Source organism: Enterococcus sp. LJL51 (assembly GCF_054871795.1).
This window is the reverse complement of sequence record NZ_JBTXLW010000012.1, coordinates 40463-66643: the sequence shown is the minus strand read 5'-3', so window position 1 is coordinate 66643 and position 26181 is coordinate 40463. Positions and strand designations below refer to the sequence as shown.

Below are 26181 nucleotides of genomic sequence, written 5' to 3'. Positions count from 1 at the left end.
AAAAATTATAACATAAATTTTATAAACTGCTCTATTTAATTTGAAATAAATTTGTTTTTTTATGCTATTATTCAAATTTTTATGTTCAAGCTGGCCCAAAAATCTAATGGTATCTTCGTGAAAATTTACAGAAACGGATTGGCTTTTCCCAGCGGCCAGTAGAGAGAGGCTCTTACTCATAGGAAACCGAACAAACGAGGGGGAGCAAAAATCTCTTCTTAACAAACAAGCTGAAATGCTCAAAAAATTGAAGAGCGGCGAACAGGATATAGCCAACAAAGACTCGCTTACCTTCGTGCTTCCTTTCATTTTCGTACATTTCAGCGGACTCTCGGGATAAAACACTTCTTTTAAATTCGTTTTACCTTAAAGATTTATTTAAATCAGCTCTTTTCACTCATTGTTCAAACACTTCCGGATACAACAATTTTAATACATCCATAGTGAGTCTTCGACCAGTACCAGCATAAGTATACGCATGCATATGCATCGCTGGATTAAAATTTGCTTCAATGATACCATACGTATTTTTCCCCTGATTAGCTGGAATAGACTTGTCCGGTATGATTAAATCAATCCCGCAGATTTTCGCTCCCAGCTCTTTGACTGCAGCAACAGCTATCTGCTTGTAGCTGTCATCAATCTGATCTGTTACATCAATGGAATCCCCGCCAGTACTAATATTTGAATTTTCTCTTAAATAGACAATCCTGTCTTTTTCAGGAACCGAATGAATAATCAAGTCCTGCTCCTTAAGCATTAGCTGTTCCAGCTCACCTAACTGGATCAATTCCAGCGGTGCACGGTGATTTGTTCCTCTAAGCGGATGAAGATTCTTTTCTGCTACCAGTTCCTCCACTGAACGGATACCGTCTCCCACAACATTGGCAGGAATTCTCTGCAGGATAGCTTTGACCTGATTATCTAATACAAAGAAGCGGTATTCTGTTCCTTCAATAAACTCTTCCACCAGCACCGACTTATCCTCTCTAAAAGCTAATTTCAATGCTTCCTGATAGTCTTTTCCAGAAGCGCCCTCTTTAAAAATAGAAATGCCTAATCCATAATTTGTTGACTTTGGCTTAACTACAAAAGCTTGTTTTTCATACCGCAGATATGCCCGTTCCGCTTCCGCTTGTGAAGCAAACTCATCACCCCGAGGGACTCTGAACCCTGCCTTTGCCAAAACTTTTTTAGTCACTGTTTTATTTTCCATAATCAACGGAACAATATAACTATCTTTACTAGTCATATTCGCATTTTTAACATATTCTACATGTTTTTTATGCTTCAGCTTCAGAAATTGCTCCTCCTCATCTAAAATCTCAATTTCCAATCCCTTTTGAATGGCATCGAATAAAAAGAGCTGAGTGGATAACTCCATATTTCTAAAGCCAGCTAGCTGATAAGGACGCTCAAAGGCTTTTAGCTGATATTCTTTTCCATAAACAATTCCCAGCTCATTGTTGGAATTTGCTTCAATAATTGTCCACATTTTTCCGGAAACTGTCATGTGCGGTGCTCTCAGCTGCTCCTGATAAGTTGTCAACAGCTCTTTTCTGCCGTAAATCCCCAACTCAGTAACCATTTCACTCATTTCTGTAAAGATACGGTCGCCCTCTGAAAGTAAATTAATCATCGAGTATGGATGTCCCATTGCTACCTGCTCATTAAGGAATTCTCCTGTTGCTACCCATTCATCCGCACTTTCCTTTTCCTCTGTCCATAAAAGAAACAGCATAAACAATTGAAGAAAATCCAACGTTTCCTCATCAATACCAAAAATAGCGAACGGATTCAAATCAATATTTCTCAATTCAATATAGCGAATACCTTTACCCGGTAAGTCTGCCATGCTCTTGCCGCCTCGAAGTCTGACTGATGCATAAAATTCCTTTTCCTCCGATAGAATACCGTTCTCAACCATCGTCTGAATATCCTCAATATACCCTTCAAGAGAAGCATAAGAAACCTTGACATTTTCCCGGTTTCGATAGCCGAACGAGCTATTGCGGATGCTTCTAACAGGCATTTCCGGCTGTTCTTCATTCTCATCAAAAAAGCCTTCCTCACTCACTGGAGACGCACCAAATAAATAAGTAATCAGCCAGCGATAACGCAAGTAATTTCGTGAAGCTTTCATATACAGCATATTTTTAAACTGTTCAATCGTTTTATACTCTTCCTGAGCCTGATACATTTGAACAACTAGGCTTTCAGCATATTCAAAATTGAAATGAATACCGCTAACCATTTGTTTTCTTTTTCCGTATTCTCTGGCAAGATAACGACGATAGAGAACATCCTCGTACTTATCTAATTTAGCAATTTTAATTTCTTTATTGTCATTCGGCAGCTTCGGCGGCATGCTTAACGGCCAGAGCATTTCCTGATGACTCATCGAACGGAGTGCGACATCGTGAACTGCGGCTAAATAGCGTAAAACGCCTGTGACAGAATCTGCAACAGGGGTTATCAGCTCCATTTGCGTTTCACTAAAATCGGTCTGAATATATGGATGATAGGATCTATTACCTAATACCTCAGGATGATCTGTCTGCGCCAGCTGACCATCCAGAGTCACACGCTGACTTTCTTTCTCAATACCAAAACGTGCAGCCATTGCATAAGGACGCACAGTATCTTTTATTAATAGCTCTTTTAACTTCATCTTATCGCCTTTCTGTTCATAGAACTGTTTACATTACTTACTATTATATAGAAAAACCTTCTGAAAGAGAATCTTTCTGTTTAATTAAATAATATGAAGTCGTCCGCAGATTAAAATAAGCCCTTGAAAGCTGCTTTACTCACCACCTTCAAGGACTTATTTTCATTATTTTATTCTTCAGTAGAATCTTTCCAGTAAGGGTCTTTTGCTTTTTGCTTTAACCACCACAAATAGCCAATAAATCCAGCTATACAGAGAATTAATAATACAACACCAATAATTAGCCCTTCTGGCAAGAAGACAAATTCAACCGTATGTTTTCCGGCACTAATCGGCAGCGTCAACAGCGCTTGTTTAAAGGTTGGGATATCCACACGTTTTCCGTCAATATATGCTTTCCAGCCTTTGTCATAAGGAATACTGGTAAATAATACCTGATCTTCGTCTAAGTCAACCTCGGCAGTCGCTCGACGACCGGTCACCTCTAAATCCACGCCCTTTTCCTTTGCTTTTTCTACAGCATTTACAAATTTATCTGTATCTAAAAAGGCAGCATCCGGCTGAACAATTTGAAAAACATCCTTTTCGTCTTCTCTAAGATTAGAAATCGTCATTTTAAAGGTTACTTTTTTGGCTTGCTCATGGTAGCCCAATGAGTAATATTGACCAGTTTCCGCCACAGAGCTTTCATATCCTACACCATCTACCTCTAATTTTATTACTGGTATTCCAAAAGTAAAATAGTCTACTGGATAGATACTGACGTAAGCTTGCTTTTTCGCTGGTACATCTACAGCCCATTCTAGTTCAATCGGCTCATCCCAATTCTGAGGCGTATAAGTCACAACATCTGTCACATTTATTTTATCTTTTTCTATGTCCACATTTTTAGCAGAAACTAGTTCAAGATCATCAAAGGTAAAGAAATCCTCATTTGTTTCAGCTAAATGATTCAAAAGCGTTGCCTGCGTTTCCACAGCTCCGTCCTCATAAATACCATCATCTGTCAAAATACCTAGAGGAAGCGCGTTTTTGTTCTCATAAAGACTAAAGTCGCCATGCTCGCCAATTTTTTGATAACCAAATTTTAAAACATCTTCCCGTGCCATGTTATATTTGATTGCCGTCAACGAATCCATTAACAGTGTATTGTTCGCATATCGTACATTCAGGTTGGTTCCTAATGAACGATAGCCTAACGCATTCAGATAATAGGAAGAATGTCGATTTCGAATAGAAGAAAACATATTTATCCCGCTATAGCCGTAATTAAACCCATCATTAGCAGAAACAGGATTCAAGTTTTCCATTCGATAAAAGGATGTATTGTCTTCTTTTGTTTGATTTACCAGTGTTTCAATTGATTCATATGGATCTGCGTAATAGCTGCGGCTTGGATAATGCCATTCCACAGCAATCCCATTAATAATGCCATAACCGTTCAACCCAGCCTCTAAACAAACAATTAGAACCAACAGAGCACCTAGCCATTTTTGTCCTTTGATTTTTTTAATAAAAAAGAAGCTGAATAAATAGAACATCAGAAAAACCAGAGTTAAGACAAAACTAAACCAGCTTAAGTAGCTATATTTCCCGTCGTTGTTTGTTAATAGCCTTACGACTAAGTAGGCACCCAAAAGACCCAGTACCAGGGTAACAAGCTGATCAAAGTCTTCCTTTTCATACTTTTCCCAGCCATATCCAGCTAGCGTCAATACTAAAAATGAAAAAAGAAAACTAAAACGGAAATTAAACATGTTCGGTACATGTAGTCCTTGCCACAATAAATTCAATGGTTCTATATAGAAACTGACAATCAACACAATAAGGAGACCGGCAAAACAAAGTTTTGTTTGACGCGGAATTTTTTTTGTCAGAAAGAAGAAAAGACAAAATAGTAATCCAAGTAAGCCCACATAAATGAATGGGGTAGAATACAATTTTGTACTATCATAAACACCAATCATATTCTTAATCACTAAATCCCATGGACCAGTTGTTTGTGTTTTCAGTCGTGTAATTGTGCTAAGAGCTTCTCCATTATTTCTTAAATCAAGAATCGTTGGTAAAATCATGACCATGGAAGCCCCGCCTGCTAATAAGGAGGTAATAAAATACATGGTAATGCTTTTTCCATAGCGCTCGCGATCAGTGAATAGTCTGGTGAAATAATAGAAGAAAGAAAAGATTCCTACCATAAACGCCATGTAGAAATTCGAGATAAATAATAAAAAGTAGCTGATAAATAATAAGGCCGGTTTTTTCTTATCCATCACTCGGTGAATGCCTAAAGTAATCAAAGGAAGATACATCAAAGCATCCAGCCACATAATGATTTCTGAATACGCCAGCGTAAAGGACATTAAGGCATAAGAAACACTCAATATCACGTGACTCCATTTTGGTAAACGGAAGGTCTGCGCTGAAAAGACCCAGAACGCTCCGCCAATACAGCCTATTTTCAGCAATGTCAGATAGTATAGAAAGTCCGGCATTTGCAGGTTATTGAAAAAAACAACCAGCGGACTAAAAATTCCTCCTAAATAATAGGCCATAAATGCCCAGTAATTTAAGCCCATTGAACTATTCCAAATATAGAAAATACTCTGCTCTCCCTTGAACACATTATTCAAGCTGGCAAAGAAATTGGAATATTGTGAGAAAGCATCGCTGGCTAAAATCGTTCGATGTTCGCTTCCTGGATAAACACCAATTTTTGCATAAACAACCACCATAATAATAACTGGCAGCACAACACTTAAGCTGATAAATATCCCTTGTGTTTTAATAAATGATCCTATTTTTTTCTTCATAATACCCTCCATTCGTTAGTGGACAAAACCAAAACGGTCAAATGGATAGAAGCGAAAATTAACTACACCTTCTATTTGCTCTTGATTAATCAGCCCGATAGAGCGACTATCCTTAGAATTGCCCCGGTTATCGCCTAAGACAAAGTATTGCTTCTCAGGTATCTCTACCTTATTTTCCAGTGCTGCTTGACTTTCTTCTGAAAGGGCAACAACTGTTGTACTGTCAGGCAGCTGTCCAGCTTCTATCTGCTTGGCAATATCAGCTTGACTAAGCCCATTTCTAAAAAGATACAGGCGGTTTTCCTTCACATAGATGGTGTCGCCGGGCAACCCGTATACCCGCTTCACATAAGAGCTGCCCGGCTCATCTGTTGGTTCAAAGGTCACAATGTCATAACGCTGGATATCCTGCCCCTTATGCGTTAACAAGCGGTCGCCATCCTGAAAAGTCGGCAGCATCGATTGTCCATCTACTTCATGAGACCTAAAATTAATCATAAAATAGAGACACAGGCAGACAAAAAGAAGAAAAATCACTGTTTCCATTATTTCTGCAGCCTTTTTTACTCGTTGCTTCCACAACCGCAGCTTTTTCTGTTGCTCAGTCTCTCTTTTTTTTACCGCCGTTCGTTTTCGCCGCCGCTTCTGCGGAACTGGCTTCCGTTTCCTGCGTATTTTACTGATTTCAGACGAGCGACTGTTTTTCTTTTCATTATCCATCATTCATCCTGTCTTTCTTACAGTTTCATCATTTCATGGAGAGGAAACAGCTTCATTGTAGCCACTCCAATAATATCCTGTTCATCAACCAATCCATAAAAACGGCTATCTGAAGCAAAAGTTCGGTTATCTCCTAAAACAAGGTACTTTCCTTCTGGAATAACACCCCGTTCAGCTCCAGAAATATCCTGACTTGTAAAATCCTCTGTCAGCTGATACCCTGCTTTTTTTGCAGTCTGAACCTGCGCAATCAAGAACCGCTCCACTTTTTCTTCACCATTCACCCATAATCGGTCTTCCTTGTATGCTATCTCTTCACCGGGAAGCCCAACCACACGCCGAATCGAGACTTCTTCCTTACGTCCAGGTACTCGAAAGTAAACAAGGGAAAATCGATCGATTTTCCCTAGGCGATTGACAAATAAGCGGTCTCCCTCTTCAAGCACAGTCATCATACCGTAGCCAGATACTTTGGGGAGTGCAAAGGTAAACAACGAAATAGCATAAACAAGGATAACCACAATTACACTGCTTAAGAGTAATTCTGTCAGCAGTTTCTTATAATTTCTACCGCGCTTTTTTCTTTTTTTTGAAGACTGAGGTCCTGAAAAAAACGAACCGCGTCCAAATTCAAAAGGAAAAATACGAGAATCACTTTTTCGCTTCCTACTAACATTCTTCTTACTTTTAACTGAACTCTTTTGAGTTTGCCGTTTTTGGGACTGTTGAACTAAAATTTTTTTCTGTTGTTTTTTTTGTTTCCCTTGCTGCTCTGATTTTGATGATGTCCGTCTACTATTTTTTTTTGAAGATTGAGTCATCAGACAAACTCCTTTATTTCATCCTCACTTATTTTTCTTCAGTGAGTCTTCGTTGATACGGAAGTGTTCAAACACTTTCTTTTGATTCGTTTTTGTTTTCTCTAAATCAGCCTGATATGCTTCCAGCGTTGTCTGGTCACTTAACGTTTCAATCGTTTGACTCCCTAAGTTCAACCCTAGCTCCTTCATGTTTGCATAGAGGCGGTTTAAGTCTTTTTGCCCTTCTGCACTCAATCGGCCATCGGCTGTCCGCACACCATAATTCGCCAACCGAGCAGACAGGTCATAAATATTCCCCTGGATTTTTTTAGGATTATCGGTTCCTGGAATTTGATTCAGCTGCTCTTCAATGTTGGCGATGAGGTAATAGCCTTGAATCAGCGCTTCTGAGTCTTCTTTTCCCAGATTTGTTGCTTGATAATAACGGGCATAAAAAGCCGTCCCTCCTCCTAGAGAGGCCAACACAAAAAACAGGACAAAAGAACGAATCGAAGCACTCTTTTTCTTCTCAAGCATCCGGCAGGCACGACGCCAGCGTTTCCGCTTTTTCTTTTTCTTCGGTTTTGTCTGCTTCATTTTCTTTACTTTAGAACTGTTTACAAAAATTAGAACAAAGTAGACCAGTGCAAGAACCAGAAAGAGAATGGCAGCAGAAAGTGCGCCAATAAACAGCCAATCAAGTATTTCCATTAGTAAGCCTCCTCTATCACTCTACTTTTTCTTTTTGCGTTTTGAAGAGGCTTTTTTTCTTTTGTTTTGCTTGTTCTTCTTTTTAAGTAAACGTATCACTAAGAAGATGATCAAAATCAATAGTAGTAGTCCACCAACAATCATGATGATTAGCTGCCAGTTGATGCCGGCATCCTGAACCAAGGTCAAATCTTGTTCGTTGAACTTGTCTGCTTCTTCGTCTGTAATCTTGAAGTTTTCTTCCCATTGCCACTTGCCTCCGGCTTTGGTTGTTACGAGGATTTTCGCGCGGTAATCACCTGGTGTCATCCGTTCTCCGTTCATGGAAACTGGAAAATCAATCATCGAATTAGGAGCCATCCGCATATTGGCTTTTTTCGTGTCATACAAAACTTCATCGGAATCCTTGCCCATGATTTGCACATCCACGGTCATATCGTCTGTATATACTGGCTGAACATTGGAGAAATTAACAAAAATAGCATTACGGAAATTATTTAGCTCTGGATATACTCGATTTAATTTCATATCTGGACTGAGTTCATTAGAATCAGCTTCACTTAGCAGGATTCCTGTCTGATAGGCTAGTTTGTTCACAATCATTCCTTGATCTGTATTGGTCTCCTGTCCCTCTCCGTCTTTTTCTTGAATGGTTACTGCACCTGAAATATACCCCTCAAAGGAAGCCTCCGGCATGGTAATCTCCATGTTTAACATTTCCGAGCTGTTGGCTGGAACAACCACTTCTTCTGGTGCTTTCACTATATCCGCAAAGTCATATTTCAATGATGCATCATTTTCAATCTCATTTTCGCCATATTCAATTACACCGTTACTGTTGGTTTTTGCCCCATTTAAACTAACCATAATAGTTATTTCTTTATCTGAGCTGTTGTTTAGCTGCATTTGAATCGTTTGCTGCTGACTAGGCGTCATACGTAAATCGTAATAGCCTACGTCAGGATTATGTTGGTTTTCCGGTAAAACTACTTTGTAGGAAAATCCTTTTAATTCCTGCTGAGTTTCCGCTGCGCTAGCCGTTGTTGAAAACCCGGCAAGCATACTGATTATGTACACTAAGCTTACTAGCTTAATTGCTGCTTTTTTAATCATTCATTGTTCCTCTCTTTTCTTGAAAATAAGGCACCGATTCCGAAGAATCGGTGACCTTTCAATCAATTGCTAAATGAATCATAGATTAGATAACTTCTGCAATTGTCCAAGTAATTTCAGCTTTATATTCACTAGCTTTCAATACGTTAGTTCCTGGTACATTCAATGTAATCCCATCGTATGTGCCAGCTTGTGCATTTGCATTATCATCAAACATTAACTCAAAAACACCGAAACCTTTACCAGCTTCTCTGTTAGTGTAAAATTCTTTTTCTGCATTTAGTGCTAATGTTTGAGTCGAAGTTGCTGGAGCTAATGGTTTAGTTGCTGCATTTGTACCTGTTACTAATGTGATGTCTTTGTAATCCAAAGTTGCACCAGTTAACTCTTGGTTATTAGCGTTTGTGAACTGTTTAGTCATTTTAGCTTTTACTGTCCACCAGTTGTTTGTTGTTGCTGCATCCGCACGAATATCTTGGAAACGGATGAAGTGAGCAGTCGTTTGACCAGTACCTGGATCAGTAAATGGTAGTGCATCATAAGACTTATCTGTATCATTTGCTACGATTTTATGTGTATCGAAGTCCATGTTTGTTACAGAAACGATTTTCAATGGTCCTGGATTTGGGTTTTGTGTTGGTTCAGTCATTGGTGTTCCAGTAGATTGACCTGGCGGCAGGTTCGTTGGGTTTGTTGAATCGTCTGTAGTAAATTTGATTTTACCTTCGCCAACGCCTGTTTTTGCATCTGGATATCCTGGTGCTGCTTTTGTCATTGATGGTGCTGCAAGTCCTAGTCCTAGTGCTGCTAATAGTGCAGCTCCAGCTAATTTGTGTGAAGTTTTCATTTGTGTTTTCCTCCTAATATGTGTGTGTTATTTATGGTAGCTCGGACAAAATCCAAGTTATCACCGTTGAGTAAGCTACCGGATCTTTTTTGGTTGCCCCCGGTATAGACAAGCTTAATGCTTTATTTTGATAAATCGCTTTGTTATCGAACGTAGGATCAGTCACAGGATTGCCTTCAGCATCCAAGCGTGGAATTAGGGTATCTGTCATGCCATTTTCATTTTCAATTGATGCCCCGAAAATGATTGCCCATGAACCTTCTCCAGTTCCAGTCTTTGCCTCAGCCAAATTGTAGGTCTGTCCAATATTATCGATACGAATCACATCTTTTTGGACGATGGGTGCCTCATCAGCACTTCTCGTTGAATTTGCCCAGGAATCCCCAAGCGAAATCACCGCACCATCCAGTTCTTTACTCTCTGCTGTATCATTTTTGAGCTGCGTTTCTTGGCGAACCTGCAGCAGCCAGCCTTTACCAGTTCCGCGAAAATCCGATACTTGGACAAAGTTGCCTCGAGCACCTGTATCTCCGTGAAACAGCTGCGCATTGCCGTAAATCATTACATCTTCATCCACCTTGGCATTTGCCCAGAAGTTGAATTGCGGGACAAAATCGATACGTAGATCGCCGTCTGTTGACGGGCTGTCGCCTGGATCAGCAGCTTGATCAGGATGTTCCGGGTCTCTAATTTCTTTTTCATACGACCCTTCAAAACCGACCTTTCCGTTGCCAGACCATGATTCTGCTCTGGCCGTTTCAGAAAAACCAAACAGGGCTGCAGAGAATAGCGGCAGCAACAACAACGTTGCCAGTTTGACTTGCTTCATGTTGTTAAGACCCCTTTCCTTCTCCAGATGCCTGTTCTTTTCTCCGTTTGACGTAGAACAGAATTAGCGCAATCAGTACTAATGCCGCTCCGCTAATACCTAAACTTTTCTTCACCAGTTCACCGGTTGAAGGGTATTTTCCAGCCGGCTTAGAGCCGGAAGGCTTTGTTGGCGTAGTGGTTGGCTCTGTTGTAGTGCTGGGTTCTGTTGAACTACTTGGTTCGGTTGTCTCTTCATAGAAAGAGACAACACCGTTCGTTTGTACTGCACCGCCGTTTTCTGCTGCCAGGCTAATTGCTGGTCTGCCCATAAAGATAAACGCCATGACGACAACAGAAATAAAGAGCGATGAGAATAGCTTAAATCGTTTCATGTTTCTTTCCTCCATTGCGTTATTTCGTTTCTCCTAATGTCCAGACGATGGTTGCTTTGTATTCGCCTAGCTCACGAACAGCTCCGGCAGGAACATCCAGCTTGAAGCCGCGTTCGCCTGTCGCCCATTTTTCACTGACATCATATTGACCTGGTGTTGAATGGGTGTCCACCGTAATATCTTGATCCGTATCGTTCAAGATAATTTCACTGTCTTTCCCGTCACCAACTCGATAGCGAATAGCATCTGGTAAGACTTTTGTGCCTGTACCGCTGCCGCTTGTCAGATAATCATCTAACCGTGCTTTTAGAGTCCAGCTAGTTGGTGTTGTTCGGTTATCCCAAACAACGAGTTTGTCATCAAAGCTTGGATTATCCACACGAACACCAAAGATTCCCGCATTTCTTGTACCGAAATCGATTGATGTCGGATAAGAATAGATGAATAAAGTACCGTTAAATACATACTGAACAGTTGACGCATTTTCCGTTACCGGAATGGCATCTTCTGGAGATGGGCTTGTCTTCACTTGATAATTCTCTCCAAGTAATGCAGTTATCACATCTTGAACAGCTGTATTCGTAGTCAAATCAACTGTACCGCCAATATTACCGCTGACAGCAATTGGATCACGGAGCTTTTGACCTTTGTCATCGATAAATTCCACATTTACTGTAGAAATACTCTTATTGATTGTAACTGTAATTTCTTTTTCAACCTTCGAAGTACCACTTCCATACGAAAGAGTTACTTTATAGGCGCCATCTGGTACAACACCGCCGCCAGTTGCCGGTCCAGGCAATGTACCTTTATCGATGGAAATTAATGTTGGATCAAGTTTAGTATTTGATGTAGCATCAAATTCCCAAAGCTCCAGCTTTCCTTTATCACGAATCATCGTTAAAATATCCGCATCACTGGTTGGGTAATCCTTCGCTGCTACGGCGAAGTCTGAACCATCCAAAATATATTTATCACTTGAAACAGCTTTATCCTTCACAAAGATTGGAACAACCACTTCTCCAACATTTCCGGCTTCATCTGTCAGGTTGACAATAAATGATGCATTGCCTTGTTTAGATACAATATTTGCAATATCCTGCCCAGGTTTCAAAGAAGCCGTAATCTTATCGTTCGCTGAAATGTTATCTGAGTATGCATTTAAGAATGCTTTGTAATCAGCGGCATTTTCAATTGCAGCTTTGTCACCTAAATCAATAATTGTAAATTTACCTGTTCCAGTCGGTTTGGTCTTATCATTGAACGTTACGTAAATAGTATGGGTTGCTGTATCACCATTTGACGTGACAGTCAATACAATCGGATAGGCTTGCTCTTCATCTGTTCCTACAGCAGAAGCATCAATAGTCAATTTAGCCTTGTCATCTGTGACATTTTCCAAAGCATTGTTAATAACTTCCCAGGCTCGAACATTCCCTTGGGCAATCACATAAGCTCTCAAGGTATCCGCAGTTGCCGTATTCGTCGTCCAATCTGAATAATCAACTCTAAAGTCGTTACCCTCGACTGCTACTGAACCATTAGGCATACTATCCACTACATAAACCGGCACTCTGATTGGTGCACTGTCATTGCCAGCCAAGTCGGTAAGAATAACGAAGAACTCGCTATCACCAGTATTAGCAACAATGGCATCAAAATCAGTGTTATCTGCAAAACGCACAGTAACTTGATCTTTCGGTGTTACATCATCATTCCAGTCAAGCAGGAATTTAGTTAAGTCTGTTTCATCCCGAATATATGCAGCATTTCCTTTCGGCGCCAGTGTTAGTTTTCCCGTTCCTGTTGGCGCTGTCTCATCTAAGAAAGTCACTGTGATTTCCTTCGTTAAGTCCGTCGCCAAACCAGAATCTGCTGCTGTAACAGTTAGAGTTACTTTGTAGGAACCACCCGTTGAGCTGGTTGTTAAACCACCCAAATCTGTTACTTGAATTTTATCGGTTAGATCCGTTTGAACCCCATCCACAATCTTGTAAGATGCTGCTTCACTTTCTTGAATAATATATGCCTTAAGCTGTGCTTCTGTCATACCATTCAAGATTGTTGCGCTAGCTTCGACATCTTTCGCTGTAAGTGCATTTAATGTTTCATGAACAATCAGCTTCGATTTAATCTTTGTTTTGTTTGGAGCAGGAGCGCCAGTGGCATCTACTGCTTCATCCAAAAGATAAACATACACATCATACTCTCCCTGAGTTGCCATCATTGCAGCAACCTGAGCTGGCGTATTTTCTTCAGCAAATTCATAGCCAAAGTTTGGTGTTACAGGGTTAGTATCTGTTGGATTTTGAACAAACTCACTTGGTGCTGGAGCTGTTTCTCCCACCGCTGAATGAACAGTCCGGGGATCTCCTGCAGGTGGCGTTGTATCCAAAACCGTCTTGATATCAAATGCTTCTTTCCCGTTTAACCAACCAACAGCTTTAATTTTCTGACCTGCTTCCAGAGTAACGCCTGCAGGTAATGTATAAGAAAAGCTACCAGTTGTTGGATCAGCAATTGTATGGAACTTTCTTGAATCTCCTTCAATTGGTGAATCTGTTGTTGCTGGTGTTAACAGCACATCCTTGCTCGGATCATTTTCATCCACAACCAGATAGAACAAAATCGCTGTTCCGTTCATATAGTCTGGATCGGGATTCACAACCCCCGAAAGAACTTTGCTGGATGTTTCCGCTGGATTATCTGTTGGTTGATTCAAACCGATAATAACATCCGGAATATACTCATAAAGTACCCTTGAAAACCCAGCATGTGGTGTGCCTGTCGCAGTTGTTCTGTAGTTTGCTAAGAAATCATTTGTAACTAGCGTCGTAACACTTTGTCCAAGAACATTTGTAGTATTTCTTCCACTATAGGTTACATCTACTCCGTAAATCGGGTTCCATATTTTAAATGGATCGTCGCTTACTGGTGTTTTCACCCAAGCAGATACCTTTTGAACATCTGCAATAAAGTGACCAGGATTAGTCATATTAATTAGATGAGCATTAGTGTTCGCACGAGCATCCAAATCAATAGAGTAGGCATCCGCGAAGCGGAAGATCCCCCGAGCGCCAACATTAATTAGATTCCTCACACCAGTACCGTCATGAAGTTTAATATTGAAGGTTGATTTCTTACCAACAACAAACTCACTATCTGCACCTGCTGTGATAACATCACGTGTATTTGTTCCCTGATTTTTCAAATCAATTGTTAGCTTTCCTTCATCAGAAACGTTAAACTTGGAGTCACTTCCCAATGTAATGGCATTTTCACCATCCATTGGTCCATTAATCGCAATATTGAACTCTGCACGGTCGGCAATAGAGATGGACGTATCCGAACGAAGCCACACACCGCCACGAGTCGTTCCGTCTCCAGTAGTAACCTTTACTTTGGCATCTTCTTCCAAAGTTAGACTTCCTTTATAAAGACCCATTGCATTATCACCCGTTGAAACAGCTTCTCCGCTATTTCCATTTGTGGTAATATCCAATACTGCACCTTTTTTTACTTGAGCATATCCTAGCTGACCACTTGTTGACCCTGTGTTTCCAAGGTAACTTGCCAAAATAAAGCCGTTACCGTTTTGTACAGTAACTGTGGTGTTGCTGCCTTCTTCATAGATAGCGCGGAAAGCTTCTAATCCAGACTGATTCGCCCAAGTATTTTTAGTAGTTCCAGGATTCAATGGCGCCTCATAAGAGTTCACTGAATGAAATTCGTTGGTACCTTTAAAGTACATTGTAGCCTGCCATGAAGCACTCAACTGAGACCCTCTGTAATACACATTGTCATAAGTAATTGTTGAAGTAATTGTTGATGTATCACCAATCGCAAATGGTCCATAGGCACTTTGTCCATACATCTTAATATCTTTGATATAGATGTTTCTATCTCTAGATGTACTTGCTGCCCATGTATATCTAACTGTATTGAAATCAACGATATGATTTTGTCCATCAATAACATAATCCACACGAGTCGCTGGTGCATTCCTTCTCGTATCACCTGTACCAAGGTTCCCAGGATTTTCGATATCCGCAGTTATTTTGATATAATCCGCATCATTTTTGTAAGCCTCTGCTCCTGTATAGGTGTTCATAATGGCTTTATTCAGTTCATCCCAAGTACTAACCTCAACAACATTTGTCGCTGCAGCTTCTGTCCCCCATCCTGCCGCAGCCATTGGCGCAACTGCATCTAGTGTCTGAATTGGCGACTCCAATGGTTCCAGTTCAACTGATTCTTCAGAAGTCTCACTTTCTACAGAAGCCTCCTCAGAGCTCATCGTGGAAGAAGTATTCGTCTCCTCGTTTGCCTTGATTGGTTCAGAAATACTCCAAAAAGCTGTTAGCAGTAATCCTACTGATACTATCCCTATAAGATAACTTTTTTTTCCGATTTTCATTATTTTTCTCAACTCCTCCCTTATATAGATAGTTGTGTGTCTTTGAAAACACACTATATTTCAATTTTTCAATCCTTCATCTCTACTACTAGAGTGACTGATGAAAAAATGAAACCTAATTTACTAGATTTTGTTATACTTGTTAGTCAATGTAAGCTATCCAAATTTTATTTCTACTATTGGATATAGTAGAAAAATTCTCACACCACCGAAGCTCAGACTAAGTCAAATTAAGAAAGTAGCCTTTTGACCGCACTGTAATAATGAACTGGGGCTGATCAGGATTATTCTCCATTTTTTTTCTTAAATGGAAAACCAGATTTGATACTCTGAACTTATAATTTTTATCCGGCTTTTTCCAAAGCCTCTTAAACAACTCTTCATAGGTGAAAGCCACATTTGGTTTACTATACAAAATTTTTAAAAGTTGGTATTCTAATTTGGTTAATGGTATTTCCCGTTCGTTGTCGATGACGACACTAACATTCTGATCTATCAGTTCGAAGCTACTTTGCTTTTCAACAACAGGCGTTTTCTTTAATTGATTGGATGGTACATTATTCGCTTGACGATTGATGGCATTATTAATAATCAGTTTAAATTCATTTGGATCTACTTGAGAATTCAAATTTCCGTCTGCGCCCAGCTGCAAAAAAATCAGACGGTTAACTGGATTTGGTTCCTTTGTCATAACCCATACCAAGGGATTCCTATCTGCTTTCAGCTCCAATAGAATACTGCAAATTTGCGCAACATTTTCCTGAGTGTCATCATTAATAATGACTGCATCGACCTGCTCCATTTTTTTATTAATTTCAGATGGGAGAACTTCGATGACTTGGGTTTCGTTGGTTTTTAGTGCATTTATGTAATTGTCGCGAATACTACCTGAAACTGGAATTACTCCTATGTTAAACATGTCTATCCCTCCAAAATAAAAAGTCGGTATTAACGTAATGCTTCAGTTTCTTGTTTTTTATACAAACAAGAAACTCTCTTAAAAACCTTTAATGCAATTATAGTTTTTCATTTGCTGACGGCGATTTTGACGATGTATCTTGGATTATTTTTTTCATATCTTAAAAAAAAAACATATTTTTAAGATAATCAATAGATTGCCTATATTTTTTTATTTCTATTCAAAAAAAGACACAACAAAAAAGCTAGTCTATATAATATTTCTTACAAAAACTAACTTTTTTTAACTAATTCAATTTTATCTAATTATTCAGAAACTAGTTCAATTGCTCTTCGTTCATTGTTTCTATTTGAGTTCGCATAAATATCTAATGTAGTTTTTACTGATGAATGTCCTAACAAAGTTGCGATAACAGCAGCACTTACACCTTTTTCTAAACATTTACTAGCAAAGGAATGACGTAGAGAGTGGAAATTCATCCAGCTCATATTTATTTTTTTCATTATTTTTTTAAAATAATTTGTTATCGTTCGAGGTTCTGTCGGTTTATTATTAATTGAAATGACATAGTCACCCGCACTAACTGCTGCCCTCTTTTTAAGAAGCTTTACCATTTTTTCTGACAAAGGAATTTCTCTTTGAGACAGAAAAGTTTTAGGCGTATTCTCTATAATGATTGTTTGATTCATTTCATAATTTTGTATTCTTTGACGGGTCCTATTAACAACCAAAGTTTTGCTAATGAAATTGATATCCTGCCATTTCAAACCAGCTATCTCTCCAATGCGCAAACCAGTCTCCAACGCTAGTAAAATTGGTAAACCTTTTTCGTCTTCGTTTGCTAAATGACGAATTTTTTTTTCATCTTCTGTTGTTAATGTTCGAATTCTTTTTTTATGAATTTTTGGTAATGAAACAAACTGAAGAAGCCCTCTTTTCACAAGGCTTTGCTTTTCTGCTTCATATAGTCCAGTTTTCACCACTTGAAAGACAGACTGCACAGAACTTGAAGAGATTTTTCGGCCTACTTCTTTTACAAAATTGTTTAAATCAATACTAGTTAGCTCATTAAGTCTTTTTTTCCCTAAAAAAGGCTTGATATGCTTTTCAATTTTACTTTTATAACTGCTGTAAGTACTTTGTTTAATTTCTTTTTTAGCAATTTCTTCCAACCAATAATCAAACCATACACCTGTAGTCCCACAAAAATCTTTAGTAGTCGGATCTGTTTGGCGAAGGAGCAATTTCTTTTCAAGTAATTTTTCTTTTACTCCTCGATAAGTCGAATCATAGACATACCCATAGTATATACGACCATTATTTTTTCTTCCTTTAATAAATCGACCTTCCCAGCGACCATCTTTACGTTTATAAATGTTCTCCCCTTTTCGACTCATAACTCTTCCTTCTTTCCTATATAATTGACGGAGATTTTGACGGCGAAAAAAAAATTCTAAATAAAAAAAATTTGTTTTCTCTCATTTTTTTATTTTTTTTGTAAAAAAATTGATAAAACTTTTCCGAAAGAATGTTGTATAATGATTTTCGAAGTAAAAAATTAGAATTTTTTCTCTGTTTCCTATTATTTTACCTATCAAAAAATCATTTTTTTGATATAATTGCTTTTTTGATGCTTTGCTATTCAGTTCTTGTTTGTATAAAAAACAAGAACTTTTTTTATTTTCTATATAGTTATTATTTAAAAACGCCGCTTCTCCATCCTCATTCCACACATCAACCTGATTTGTTATACTTCTTTTTCTGAAATTAGTATGATAGTTTTTGTTATTTTTTTCACTTACATTTTTTGTAAAAGATAAAACAGAAACTGATAATAACTAAATATAACTGATGTTACACTAAAAAGACTTGTTTTTCTTTTTATTTACGGTTATAATCACTGATATTTTAAACTAGGGAGATTAGTTATGCTATTAGATATACAAGACCGCAGAAAATTGAAATTGCTGCACTCTTTATTTACCTATGAACCTCATGAAGAAATTTCTTTAAAAGAACTGGCACAAGCTATTCATATGGATAAACGTAGTATCATTTCTCGAGTGGAAGAACTTTTTGAAGACATTGTAAACAGTAAATCCGGTCATGCTGAATATTCTATTTCAGGCGGGCAATTAACAGTTTACTTTTCAAGTGATTTTGATGAGTGTAAGGTATTAGCTTTTTATTCCCAGAGATCTGTTCTATTTATTTTAAGTCTTCAATTATTGAAGGGTGAATTCACTACTATAGAACGTTTTTCCGAAGAGCATTACATTAATCCGCTGACTCTTTACCGCAAGCTACCGATTCTAAAAAAAGAACTGGCAAAAATGAACATCTCCATAAATTGGAAAACCTCTGAGAAGTTGATTGGAGAGGAACGTCAAATCCGCCTGTTCTATTACTATCTTCTTATTGATATATTTAACTATCTTGACTTTGATTGCGAATCGTTGATGATGAATAATTCAGTCTTTCTTTCCACGGAAAAACTTTGGTTATTTATTACTTATCATCGATTGAAAGGAAATCACTTTGTTAAAATAAAGGATGAGATTGATAAAATAAGTACATTTCCTGTTTCTTATGAGCAATTTACTCTGAAATATGCTGCATCCCTACATACTTTTTTTGAAGAATTTAGTCTTACTAAATCAATCTTAACTATTGAACTTCGGGTAATGTATAACTTTTTTGGCTATTACTTTCTTATTACCTCCGACTACCACACTCTGTCCGCCACAGCTCTTAGCCGTAATGCTGACGATTATCTCAGCCTGATTGAAAAAAATTGTGTATCCTGGATTGATCTATTTTCTGAGTTTTTTGGTCTAAACCTCAATAACCAACAATTTTCTTATTTATTTTTTTTGATTTTAGCCAAACAAACAACTGAATATTATATTAATAAAGAAGACATGCACTGGTTTTTTAGAGATATTAATATTGCGCTTTTACATCGACCTGTATCTATGCTCAAACAGAAAATTACTGCCTTTTTAGATTTTCTAACTACTCGTCAGTGGTTTGAAAAAGACTATGACCAAACCAGCAAAGTTTGGTATGGCGAACTACTCTTATCCGTATTGCCTCAATTAATACCTCCGTTGAAAGTATCAATCCTTTCAAAACATAAGCCAGGTCATAATTTTTACATACGCAACTTAATTGAATCTATCAGTACCGTCCCTATTAAAATTACCAATAATTTCTTTGAAGATATCCAGTTAGTTATTTCTGACTACCATACTGATTTAGATTTTTCTGTTAAAGTTATTAGAATTGGGGTCCGACCTCATATTTTAGAATTAAATAAAATCAAAAAGTTACTTGAAGAACTTTATTACCAACAATTATAGCGGCAGTTGTTAGATTTCATACTCATCGGGCATAGAAGATGAGGCAGTCGCTAATTTTTTGATGGTTTATATTTTACTAACTAAAAAACACAGAAGCGGTCAACCTATAACTGCTTCTGTGTTTTTTAGTAGATATAATTTTTGGGTATATATCTGATTAAGTTATTCAATTGGGTATTGCCGCCACATGGCTAACAGCTTTTTATCGCATTTACACCAGTCTCTCTCTTAGCCTTTACGACGTCGGGCAAATTCAATAAAACGAAACTTGTCTAGCCGGTGAATCGACTCAGTGTATTCAAAGCAATTCGTATCTTCCAAGTAAACCAGACTGCGGACAACAACGACATGACTGTCACCGTGGAGCGTCATCAGCTCCTGCATCTCTTGAGTAACCGGTTCGACAGTAATCTCTTTTTGTGCATAAGAGATGGCCAGCTGCAAGTCATTTTCAAAGTAGTCATAGATTGAGTCCTGCGCCCGCTCCTCAGGCAATTCCGGTATCACCGATTTCAACAGATAGTCCTTATCCAAAATAACGATTTCTCCATCAATTTTACGTTGACGAATAAGCTTCCAGGCTGGCTGCCCCACTGTCCAGCCAGTTTTTTCATTCAGCTTTTCTGTCACAGGAACCTCCTCCAGCACTCGGACAATGGTTTCACTGGGAATACGCTGAGCTTCTTGAAGTTCTTTATAGCTGGTTAGTCCAGCAATTGGAAAGTCAAAACGATTCATATCTAAAACAATCGAGCCTTTCCCTTGTTTCTTCTGAATGTAGCCGGCATTCAGCAGCAGGCTCAGTGCTTTACGAATCGTTTCTCTTGAAACACCGTAAATCTGTATTAGCTGATTCTCGCTAGGCAACAGGGTATGCGCAGGATATTCATTAGCTAGTATTTTCTTTTCCAGATCCAAAAAAATCTCATTAAACTTATTCATCATGATCCTCCTACTTCCATAGGGTAATTATTGTAAGTTCTTCTTTAAGTAGTCTACAGACTGATTTGGGTTATTCTAGTATGCTGTACTAATACCAAAACCTTATTCAGTCTTTTCTCTAATTGTCATTGCCCGTGTCAACATATGGTTGGAGACACTTGAAATGATATCATTTGCGGTTGTACCATCTAGATTCGGCGCTTTAATCGTCATGTAGAAAATGTATTTAGGGTCTTCTCTCGGAACAATCTGTACCACTGAATGGAGATACTTCTGCTTATTATACGCACCATCTTCAAAAAACTCAGCTGTACCGGTTTTAGCGGCAACATTTATGCCATCGATGGCATATTGTTTTCCTGTCCCGTACTCTGGATCGTTTACTACATCTCCCATGTATTCCAGCACTCTGCCGGCAACCTCTTTTGAAATCGGGGTGCCTACTTTTTCCGGCTCAGTGATTTTTTCGCTGCCGTCTGGATAAATAATCTTATCAATCAGATACGGCTTCATCATGTTTCCTTCATTTGCTACTGCGGTATACGCCTGCTGCATCTGCAAATGGGTGACTGAAATTGCCTGACCGTAAGAAGTCATCGCCCGGTCAACTGTTGTTTCATTTTGAATCGTACCTGGAAGCTCATTAGATATGCCAATGCCGGTTGGCTCTAAAAAACCAAAGGCCTTAATGTATTCCTGCCATTTTTCCGGCATTCGTTCATGGAGATTGACCATGCCCACATTACTTGACCAGGCAATCGCCTGACGAAAAGTCATGGCGCCTTTCCCTTCACCGTTATTCCAATCATTGATTACACTGTCATAGAACTCTAGGCTTCCAGAAAGAAATTGTTCATTCTCCTCAAAGACACCTTCTGACATTGCTGCTGCAACTGTGAATGGCTTCATCGTTGAACCGGGTTCATAAACATCCTCGGTTAATAGATTGAGCCAGACGGCATCCTCCTCATCCAACCCTTTCAGTGTTTCCGGCTCAAAGGTAGGACGCTGGGACAATGCCAACAGTTTGCCGGTTTCCGCCTCCATTAAGCTGGCCGTGATTAGCTGAGGCTTATACTTCTCAGCTGTTTCCCGCAGCAGCTCTTCCAGATTAATCTGCAGCACGCTATCTAGTGTTGTCACAATCTGAGCGCCGTTCTGAGCAGGTTCAATGACCTGCTCCGTTCCTGGAACACTCTTTTGATTTTTATCTTTTTCATAGGTGATGGAGCCTTCCGTCCCCTTCAGTATCTCATCATAGGCTGCTTCGATCCCCATGACACCTATCTCTTCTTCATCTACTATATTCGTATAGCCTAAAAAGTAAGAGGCAAATTCACCATTCAGATACAAACGTTTTTTACTTTCTCTAAAGTAAATACCAGAAATCTTTCCTTTTTTCAGTTCATCCTCAACCTTCCGCTTTACTTCAAAGCTGAGTCCTTTTCCTTTTTTACCGAACTCCACAGTCGTAATTGCTTCACCCGCTTCATTTTTTTGAGGGGTCAGCTGCTTTATAATCAAATCCTTTTCGATGCCGACGTGGCGATGGAGTATATCTGCAATTGACTGTCTGTGCTTTTCCTGTACGTATAATTTTGTACCATCTACCTGTACATATTCTTCGTCTAAAACCGCATACAAAGAAAAGGAGACTGAATCCTCCGCCAAAATATTGCCCGTGCGGTCTAAAATACTGCCCCTACTTGCCCGAACCGTGTCCATACCATTATATAAATCATTGGTTTTTTCTTTTAAGGATACTCCTGCAACCTTGCCGCTTCCTATAATAACAGATAGCCTAACTGCAAATACTACAAAAACCAGCAATGTTGTAAATAATAGAATAATCCCAACTCTTTTTCTATTTTTCTGCGGACTATACTGATTTTTCAATTTCATACCAACACCTCCAACTTTTTTATTACTTCATTATTTCACCTTTTTGATTATCTCCCATTTTAGCATAAAAAAATGATCCCTTGGCACTCTGAAAATAAAAAGTCACCCTCTTCTGAGATATCTTTACAGAAAAGGGTGACTGTTTAATTATCTTTTCAGCAGCTGTTCAATGTCCAATTCGTCCAGTCTGTGTACCTGCTCATCTGCACCAATCAGCTTCTCCTTTTCAATGACGCCTACTGCATACATCCCTGCAGCCTTGACGGCATCAATTCCAGCTTGTGCATCTTCAAAGCCAACAGCTTCCTGTGGTGTAATCTGCAGTGCCTCAGCAGCCTTCAGAAAAATTTCCGGATCCGGCTTTCCTTTGTCTAGGCTGTCCGGATCAACAATAGCAACAAAATCAGCGATAACACCCAATTTTTCTAAGATGACCGGTGCATTTTTTGAAGCTGAAGCCAGTGCACAAGGGATTTGTTTGTCCTTCGCTTGGGCCATGAACTCACTCACGCCGGGAAGTAAGTCCGCTGGTGTTAAAGATGCCAGCAACTGAACATAGTGGTCATTTTTCTTTTTCGCTAACTCTTCCTTTTCTTCAGCAGAGAACTCTTTTGCTTTGCCGCCATATGCCAGAATTCTATCTAGTGAGTCCATACGGCTGATCCCTTTCAGCTGCTCATTAAAAGCTAAATCAATAGTTATTCCTAAAGAAGCTGACAGCTCTTTCCAAGCAATATAGTGATATTTTGCTGTATCTGTAATTACACCATCTAAATCAAAAATAAATCCTTTTCTCATCACACGTTGATCCCTTCATAAAAGACTTCCTGTACTTTATTTTTCTGCAAAGCAATTTCTCTACCGGCTATTGTTAACAGTGCATCCTGATCTGCCTCAACCTGAACAGCTCTCTTACTGATTTTAACCTTGTAATGAACACCACGGATATTTAAACGGAAATAAATATTCTCCCATTGTTCTGGTAAATGTGGATTAATTTCAACCTCCTTTTGGCGGATATCGATTCCCCCAAACGTGGTCAGTGTGATGAATAATGTAGCTGCCATTACTCCTGCATGAATCCCCTCAGCAGTTGTCCCGCCTTGTATATCCTGATAATCAGAATAAAGTGCTTCCTGATACATCTGCCAGGCAAGTTCTCGATCCCCGACGATGGAAGCCAGTTGAGAATGAACAATCCGCGACAGAGTAGAGCCATGAGAGGTTCTAGCTAAATAATAGTTCAAATTCTTATCCACGTAATCTGTCGGCAGCTGATAACCCAAATCGGTCAAAATCCGATCCACTGTATCTTTGCGGAAATTATAAAATATCATCAAGCTGTCTGCTTGCTTGGCTACCTTATATTCATCTGCTGAGTGACCTTCTGCACTAAGGATTCGGTCCATTCGATAGATATTGCCATACTTTTCTTTATAGTAATCCCAGTCTACTTCTTTCAAATCAAAGTATCCAGCATATTGGGCGATAATCCCGTCTTCATCAATTTCAAGGTGTAGTTCTTGACGAATTTGATTCATCTGAGCCAAGTCTTCACGAGTAATCCCGACTTTTTTCTGCACCGTTTCAATTGCCTCAGCTGGATAGTCAATATACAGCTTTTCAATCTCTTCAAATAACCAGACTATCATCATATTGGTATACGCATTATCGGTTAAACCGCCATGCGTACTGTTAGGATATGCTTCGTGAAACTCATCTGGTCCCATCACACCGCTAATCGAATAACGTCCATTGGTTTCGTTGTATTCAGCTGCACTCAGCCAAAAGCGGGCAATTTCCATTAACAATTCAATACCGTATTGAATCATAAATTCCTGATCCTCTGTATTATTATTATACAGCCAAACATTATAAGCAACTGCCAATGATACATGCCGCTGCAAACTACTATGGTCCTCTCCCCACTCCCCGCTAATCGGATTCAAGTGAAGCTCCTGAGATTGCTCTGTTCCATCCAGACCAGACTGCCAAGGGAACATAGCTCCTTGATAGCCGGCTTTCGCTGCCCCGGCTTTGGCCGCAGCCAGCCGCTGATAACGGTACATCAACAGCTGACGGGCTGTTTCAGGAAAATGGATAATATAGAATGGCAAAATGAACAGCTCATCCCAGAAGATATGTCCCCGATAGGCTTCCCCATGAAGTCCGCGGGCTGTTATAGAAACATCCAGAGAAGGATTAGCTGTTGGCGAACCAGATACCAGCATATGATAGGTATGCAAATGAAGCATCTTTTCCGACATCATATCTCCGTCGACCATGATTGCTGCTTCCTCCCAGTAAGTCTTCCAAACCGCTGAAGACGCTGCATACATTTCCTTAAACGCTGGAATTTCAAAAGTGGTGAGAGAATGTGACTTCTGCAGTTCATCAGCCCGATATAAATGTACTGCTACACTCTTCTCCAGTGTATAGCGGTGTCCTTCCTGCAGTTCAGCTGCAACTGTCTGAATAACCTTTTCAGACGTCCGTTCGGATTCAATTTGAGCCAAATTCAGTTCTGGACTAAACAAACAGGCTTCCTGTACAATTGTCATTCCTGAATCCAGTGTTTTAGCTGTTAACAGACTTTTCTGTCCCTCCACAACTGTATCCAGCACCTGTAAATGCTCCTTGGTTAGGCTCCGGTAGCGAGCAACATTATAATTAAAAACTGTTCCGTCGGCTTCTGTTACAAATTTAACCTGTCCGCTAAAGTTTAACGGCGTTACTTCATAATGCAGACTATACTCATGCATATTTGCCATGCTGACTATACGCTTAGCTCTTATTTTAACTTGTTTACCTGTCTGCGTTTCCAAGATACTGACAGCTTCGAATAACCCCGTATACATATTCAGTGTTCGCTTGAAGAACTTAACCGTCTCCTTTGACCAAGTCAGTAGTTCTCCATCGATTTCTAAAGAGATATATTGAAGATTTGGTGCATTGACAAAATCCTCGTTCTTTATTTCCTGTCCTTCAACAATTGAGGTCGCTGTATTATAAAGTCCAGCTAAATAAGTTGCTGGATAGGTATCTTCTGTAATACACATTTCCGGAGAAGTTCCTCTTAAACCGATAAATCCATTTCCCGTAGTCAGCAAAGATTCCGCTGCATATTCGTCTTTACCTTCTTTATAGCTATAGTAAACGAGGTTCCAGCTGCAGGATTTCCGTTCTTCTGCCAATGCTGATTCGAAAGACCCGTTAGACTGATGAGCAAAGACCGCAGGTATATTCAAGCTTTCTTCCAGTAAAAGCCGAAAATTGTCAGCTTTTTGTAGTTCTTTTGAAACAGTCTCTTTTTCTAAGTAAATGATAACACCTTCAAAACATTCACCTTCTAAATGCTCCCTTATACTGTGAACCGTTTCCTCTGTAAATACATGCGGGAACGTATATTGACTATCAGCAGCTTTCACAGTCAATTGATTGGTTCCTTCAAAAATTTCTATATACATTATGCGCCACCCCTCCACTTGTCTATACATGTTCAAAAACATTATACAACCCTCCATCTTTTTTTTCAAGCGTTATCATACGGAATATTTCTGAAGTCTTTCGTTTTTTTATGTTAGTAGAAATAGTGGAAATTCTTTAACAAACATGATAATAAAGATTGAAATACTTACTATCAATAAAGTGTATAGTCATCAAAAGTTATTTAATAAAAAAATACGATTAAATAATTTTTTTGCTGTAAAACGCTTGCATTTTTATTTCTAAGCAGTTATGATTAAAGCGAAATAAACAACT

General features: G+C 39.1%; 17 protein-coding genes. 1 reads left to right on the top strand and 16 read right to left on the bottom strand.

What is annotated here, in order from left to right; all coding sequences use genetic code 11:
* Positions 1–397: 397 nt before the first annotated feature.
* From gshAB to ACYSNQ_RS11795, 12 genes are all read right to left on the bottom strand, one after another.
* On the bottom strand, positions 398–2671 hold the full coding sequence (gshAB, locus tag ACYSNQ_RS11850; protein ID WP_426083596.1) for a bifunctional glutamate--cysteine ligase GshA/glutathione synthetase GshB: 2274 nt from the start codon (positions 2669–2671) through the stop codon (positions 398–400).
* Positions 2672–2841: 170 nt separating this feature from the next.
* Positions 2842–5484, bottom strand: a complete 2643-nt coding sequence (locus tag ACYSNQ_RS11845; protein ID WP_426083594.1) for a YfhO family protein — start codon at positions 5482–5484, stop codon at positions 2842–2844.
* 15 nt (positions 5485–5499) lie between these two features.
* The gene (lepB, locus tag ACYSNQ_RS11840; RefSeq protein WP_426083592.1) at positions 5500–6207 is read right to left on the bottom strand and encodes a signal peptidase I; all 708 of its coding nucleotides are present in this window, start codon (positions 6205–6207) and stop codon (positions 5500–5502) included.
* Between the two features lie 14 nt (positions 6208–6221).
* Entirely contained in the window at positions 6222–7025 is an 804-nt protein-coding gene (gene lepB, locus ACYSNQ_RS11835; protein ID WP_426083590.1) for a signal peptidase I, read from the bottom strand.
* 24 nt (positions 7026–7049) lie between these two features.
* Complete coding sequence (locus tag ACYSNQ_RS11830; RefSeq protein WP_426083588.1) at positions 7050–7715, bottom strand: hypothetical protein; 666 nt, start codon at positions 7713–7715, stop codon at positions 7050–7052.
* Between the two features lie 21 nt (positions 7716–7736).
* Positions 7737–8828, bottom strand: coding sequence for a DUF916 and DUF3324 domain-containing protein (locus ACYSNQ_RS11825; RefSeq protein ID WP_426083586.1), 1092 nt, complete (start codon positions 8826–8828; stop codon positions 7737–7739).
* A gap of 85 nt (positions 8829–8913) precedes the next feature.
* Positions 8914–9675 (bottom strand): WxL domain-containing protein, encoded by a 762-nt coding sequence (locus tag ACYSNQ_RS11820; RefSeq protein WP_426083584.1) that lies wholly within the window; start codon positions 9673–9675, stop codon positions 8914–8916.
* A 31-nt stretch (positions 9676–9706) separates the two neighbouring features.
* Positions 9707–10504 carry a WxL domain-containing protein gene (locus ACYSNQ_RS11815; RefSeq protein ID WP_426083582.1) on the bottom strand — a complete coding sequence of 266 codons (798 nt, stop codon included), beginning with the start codon at positions 10502–10504 and terminating at the stop codon, positions 9707–9709.
* Between the two features lie 4 nt (positions 10505–10508).
* Positions 10509–10877, bottom strand: a complete 369-nt coding sequence (locus tag ACYSNQ_RS11810) for an LPXTG cell wall anchor domain-containing protein (protein WP_426083580.1) — start codon at positions 10875–10877, stop codon at positions 10509–10511.
* A 19-nt stretch (positions 10878–10896) separates the two neighbouring features.
* Entirely contained in the window at positions 10897–15294 is a 4398-nt protein-coding gene (locus ACYSNQ_RS11805) for a pectate lyase-like adhesive domain-containing protein (protein WP_426083578.1), read from the bottom strand.
* 220 nt (positions 15295–15514) lie between these two features.
* Entirely contained in the window at positions 15515–16213 is a 699-nt protein-coding gene (locus ACYSNQ_RS11800; RefSeq protein ID WP_426083576.1) for a winged helix-turn-helix domain-containing protein, read from the bottom strand.
* Between the two features lie 305 nt (positions 16214–16518).
* On the bottom strand, positions 16519–17610 hold the full coding sequence (locus ACYSNQ_RS11795) for a tyrosine-type recombinase/integrase (RefSeq protein WP_426083574.1): 1092 nt from the start codon (positions 17608–17610) through the stop codon (positions 16519–16521).
* A gap of 531 nt (positions 17611–18141) precedes the next feature.
* Between ACYSNQ_RS11795 and ACYSNQ_RS11790 the strand changes: the two genes are divergently transcribed.
* A complete protein-coding gene (locus ACYSNQ_RS11790) occupies positions 18142–19575 on the top strand; it encodes a helix-turn-helix domain-containing protein (protein WP_426083572.1) in 1434 nt (477 codons plus the stop codon).
* Between the two features lie 228 nt (positions 19576–19803).
* On the opposite strand, the gene treR is transcribed toward ACYSNQ_RS11790, so the two are convergent.
* From treR to ACYSNQ_RS11770, 4 genes are all read right to left on the bottom strand, one after another.
* Positions 19804–20517 (bottom strand): trehalose operon repressor, encoded by a 714-nt coding sequence (gene treR, locus ACYSNQ_RS11785; protein WP_426083570.1) that lies wholly within the window; start codon positions 20515–20517, stop codon positions 19804–19806.
* A gap of 102 nt (positions 20518–20619) precedes the next feature.
* Positions 20620–22419, bottom strand: a complete 1800-nt coding sequence (locus tag ACYSNQ_RS11780; protein WP_426083568.1) for a penicillin-binding transpeptidase domain-containing protein — start codon at positions 22417–22419, stop codon at positions 20620–20622.
* 147 nt (positions 22420–22566) lie between these two features.
* Positions 22567–23217 (bottom strand): beta-phosphoglucomutase, encoded by a 651-nt coding sequence (gene pgmB / locus ACYSNQ_RS11775; RefSeq protein WP_426083566.1) that lies wholly within the window; start codon positions 23215–23217, stop codon positions 22567–22569.
* Complete coding sequence (locus ACYSNQ_RS11770; RefSeq protein ID WP_426083564.1) at positions 23217–25928, bottom strand: glycoside hydrolase family 65 protein; 2712 nt, start codon at positions 25926–25928, stop codon at positions 23217–23219. Before ACYSNQ_RS11770 ends, pgmB begins: the two co-directional genes overlap by 1 nt.
* Positions 25929–26181 lie beyond the last annotated feature (253 nt).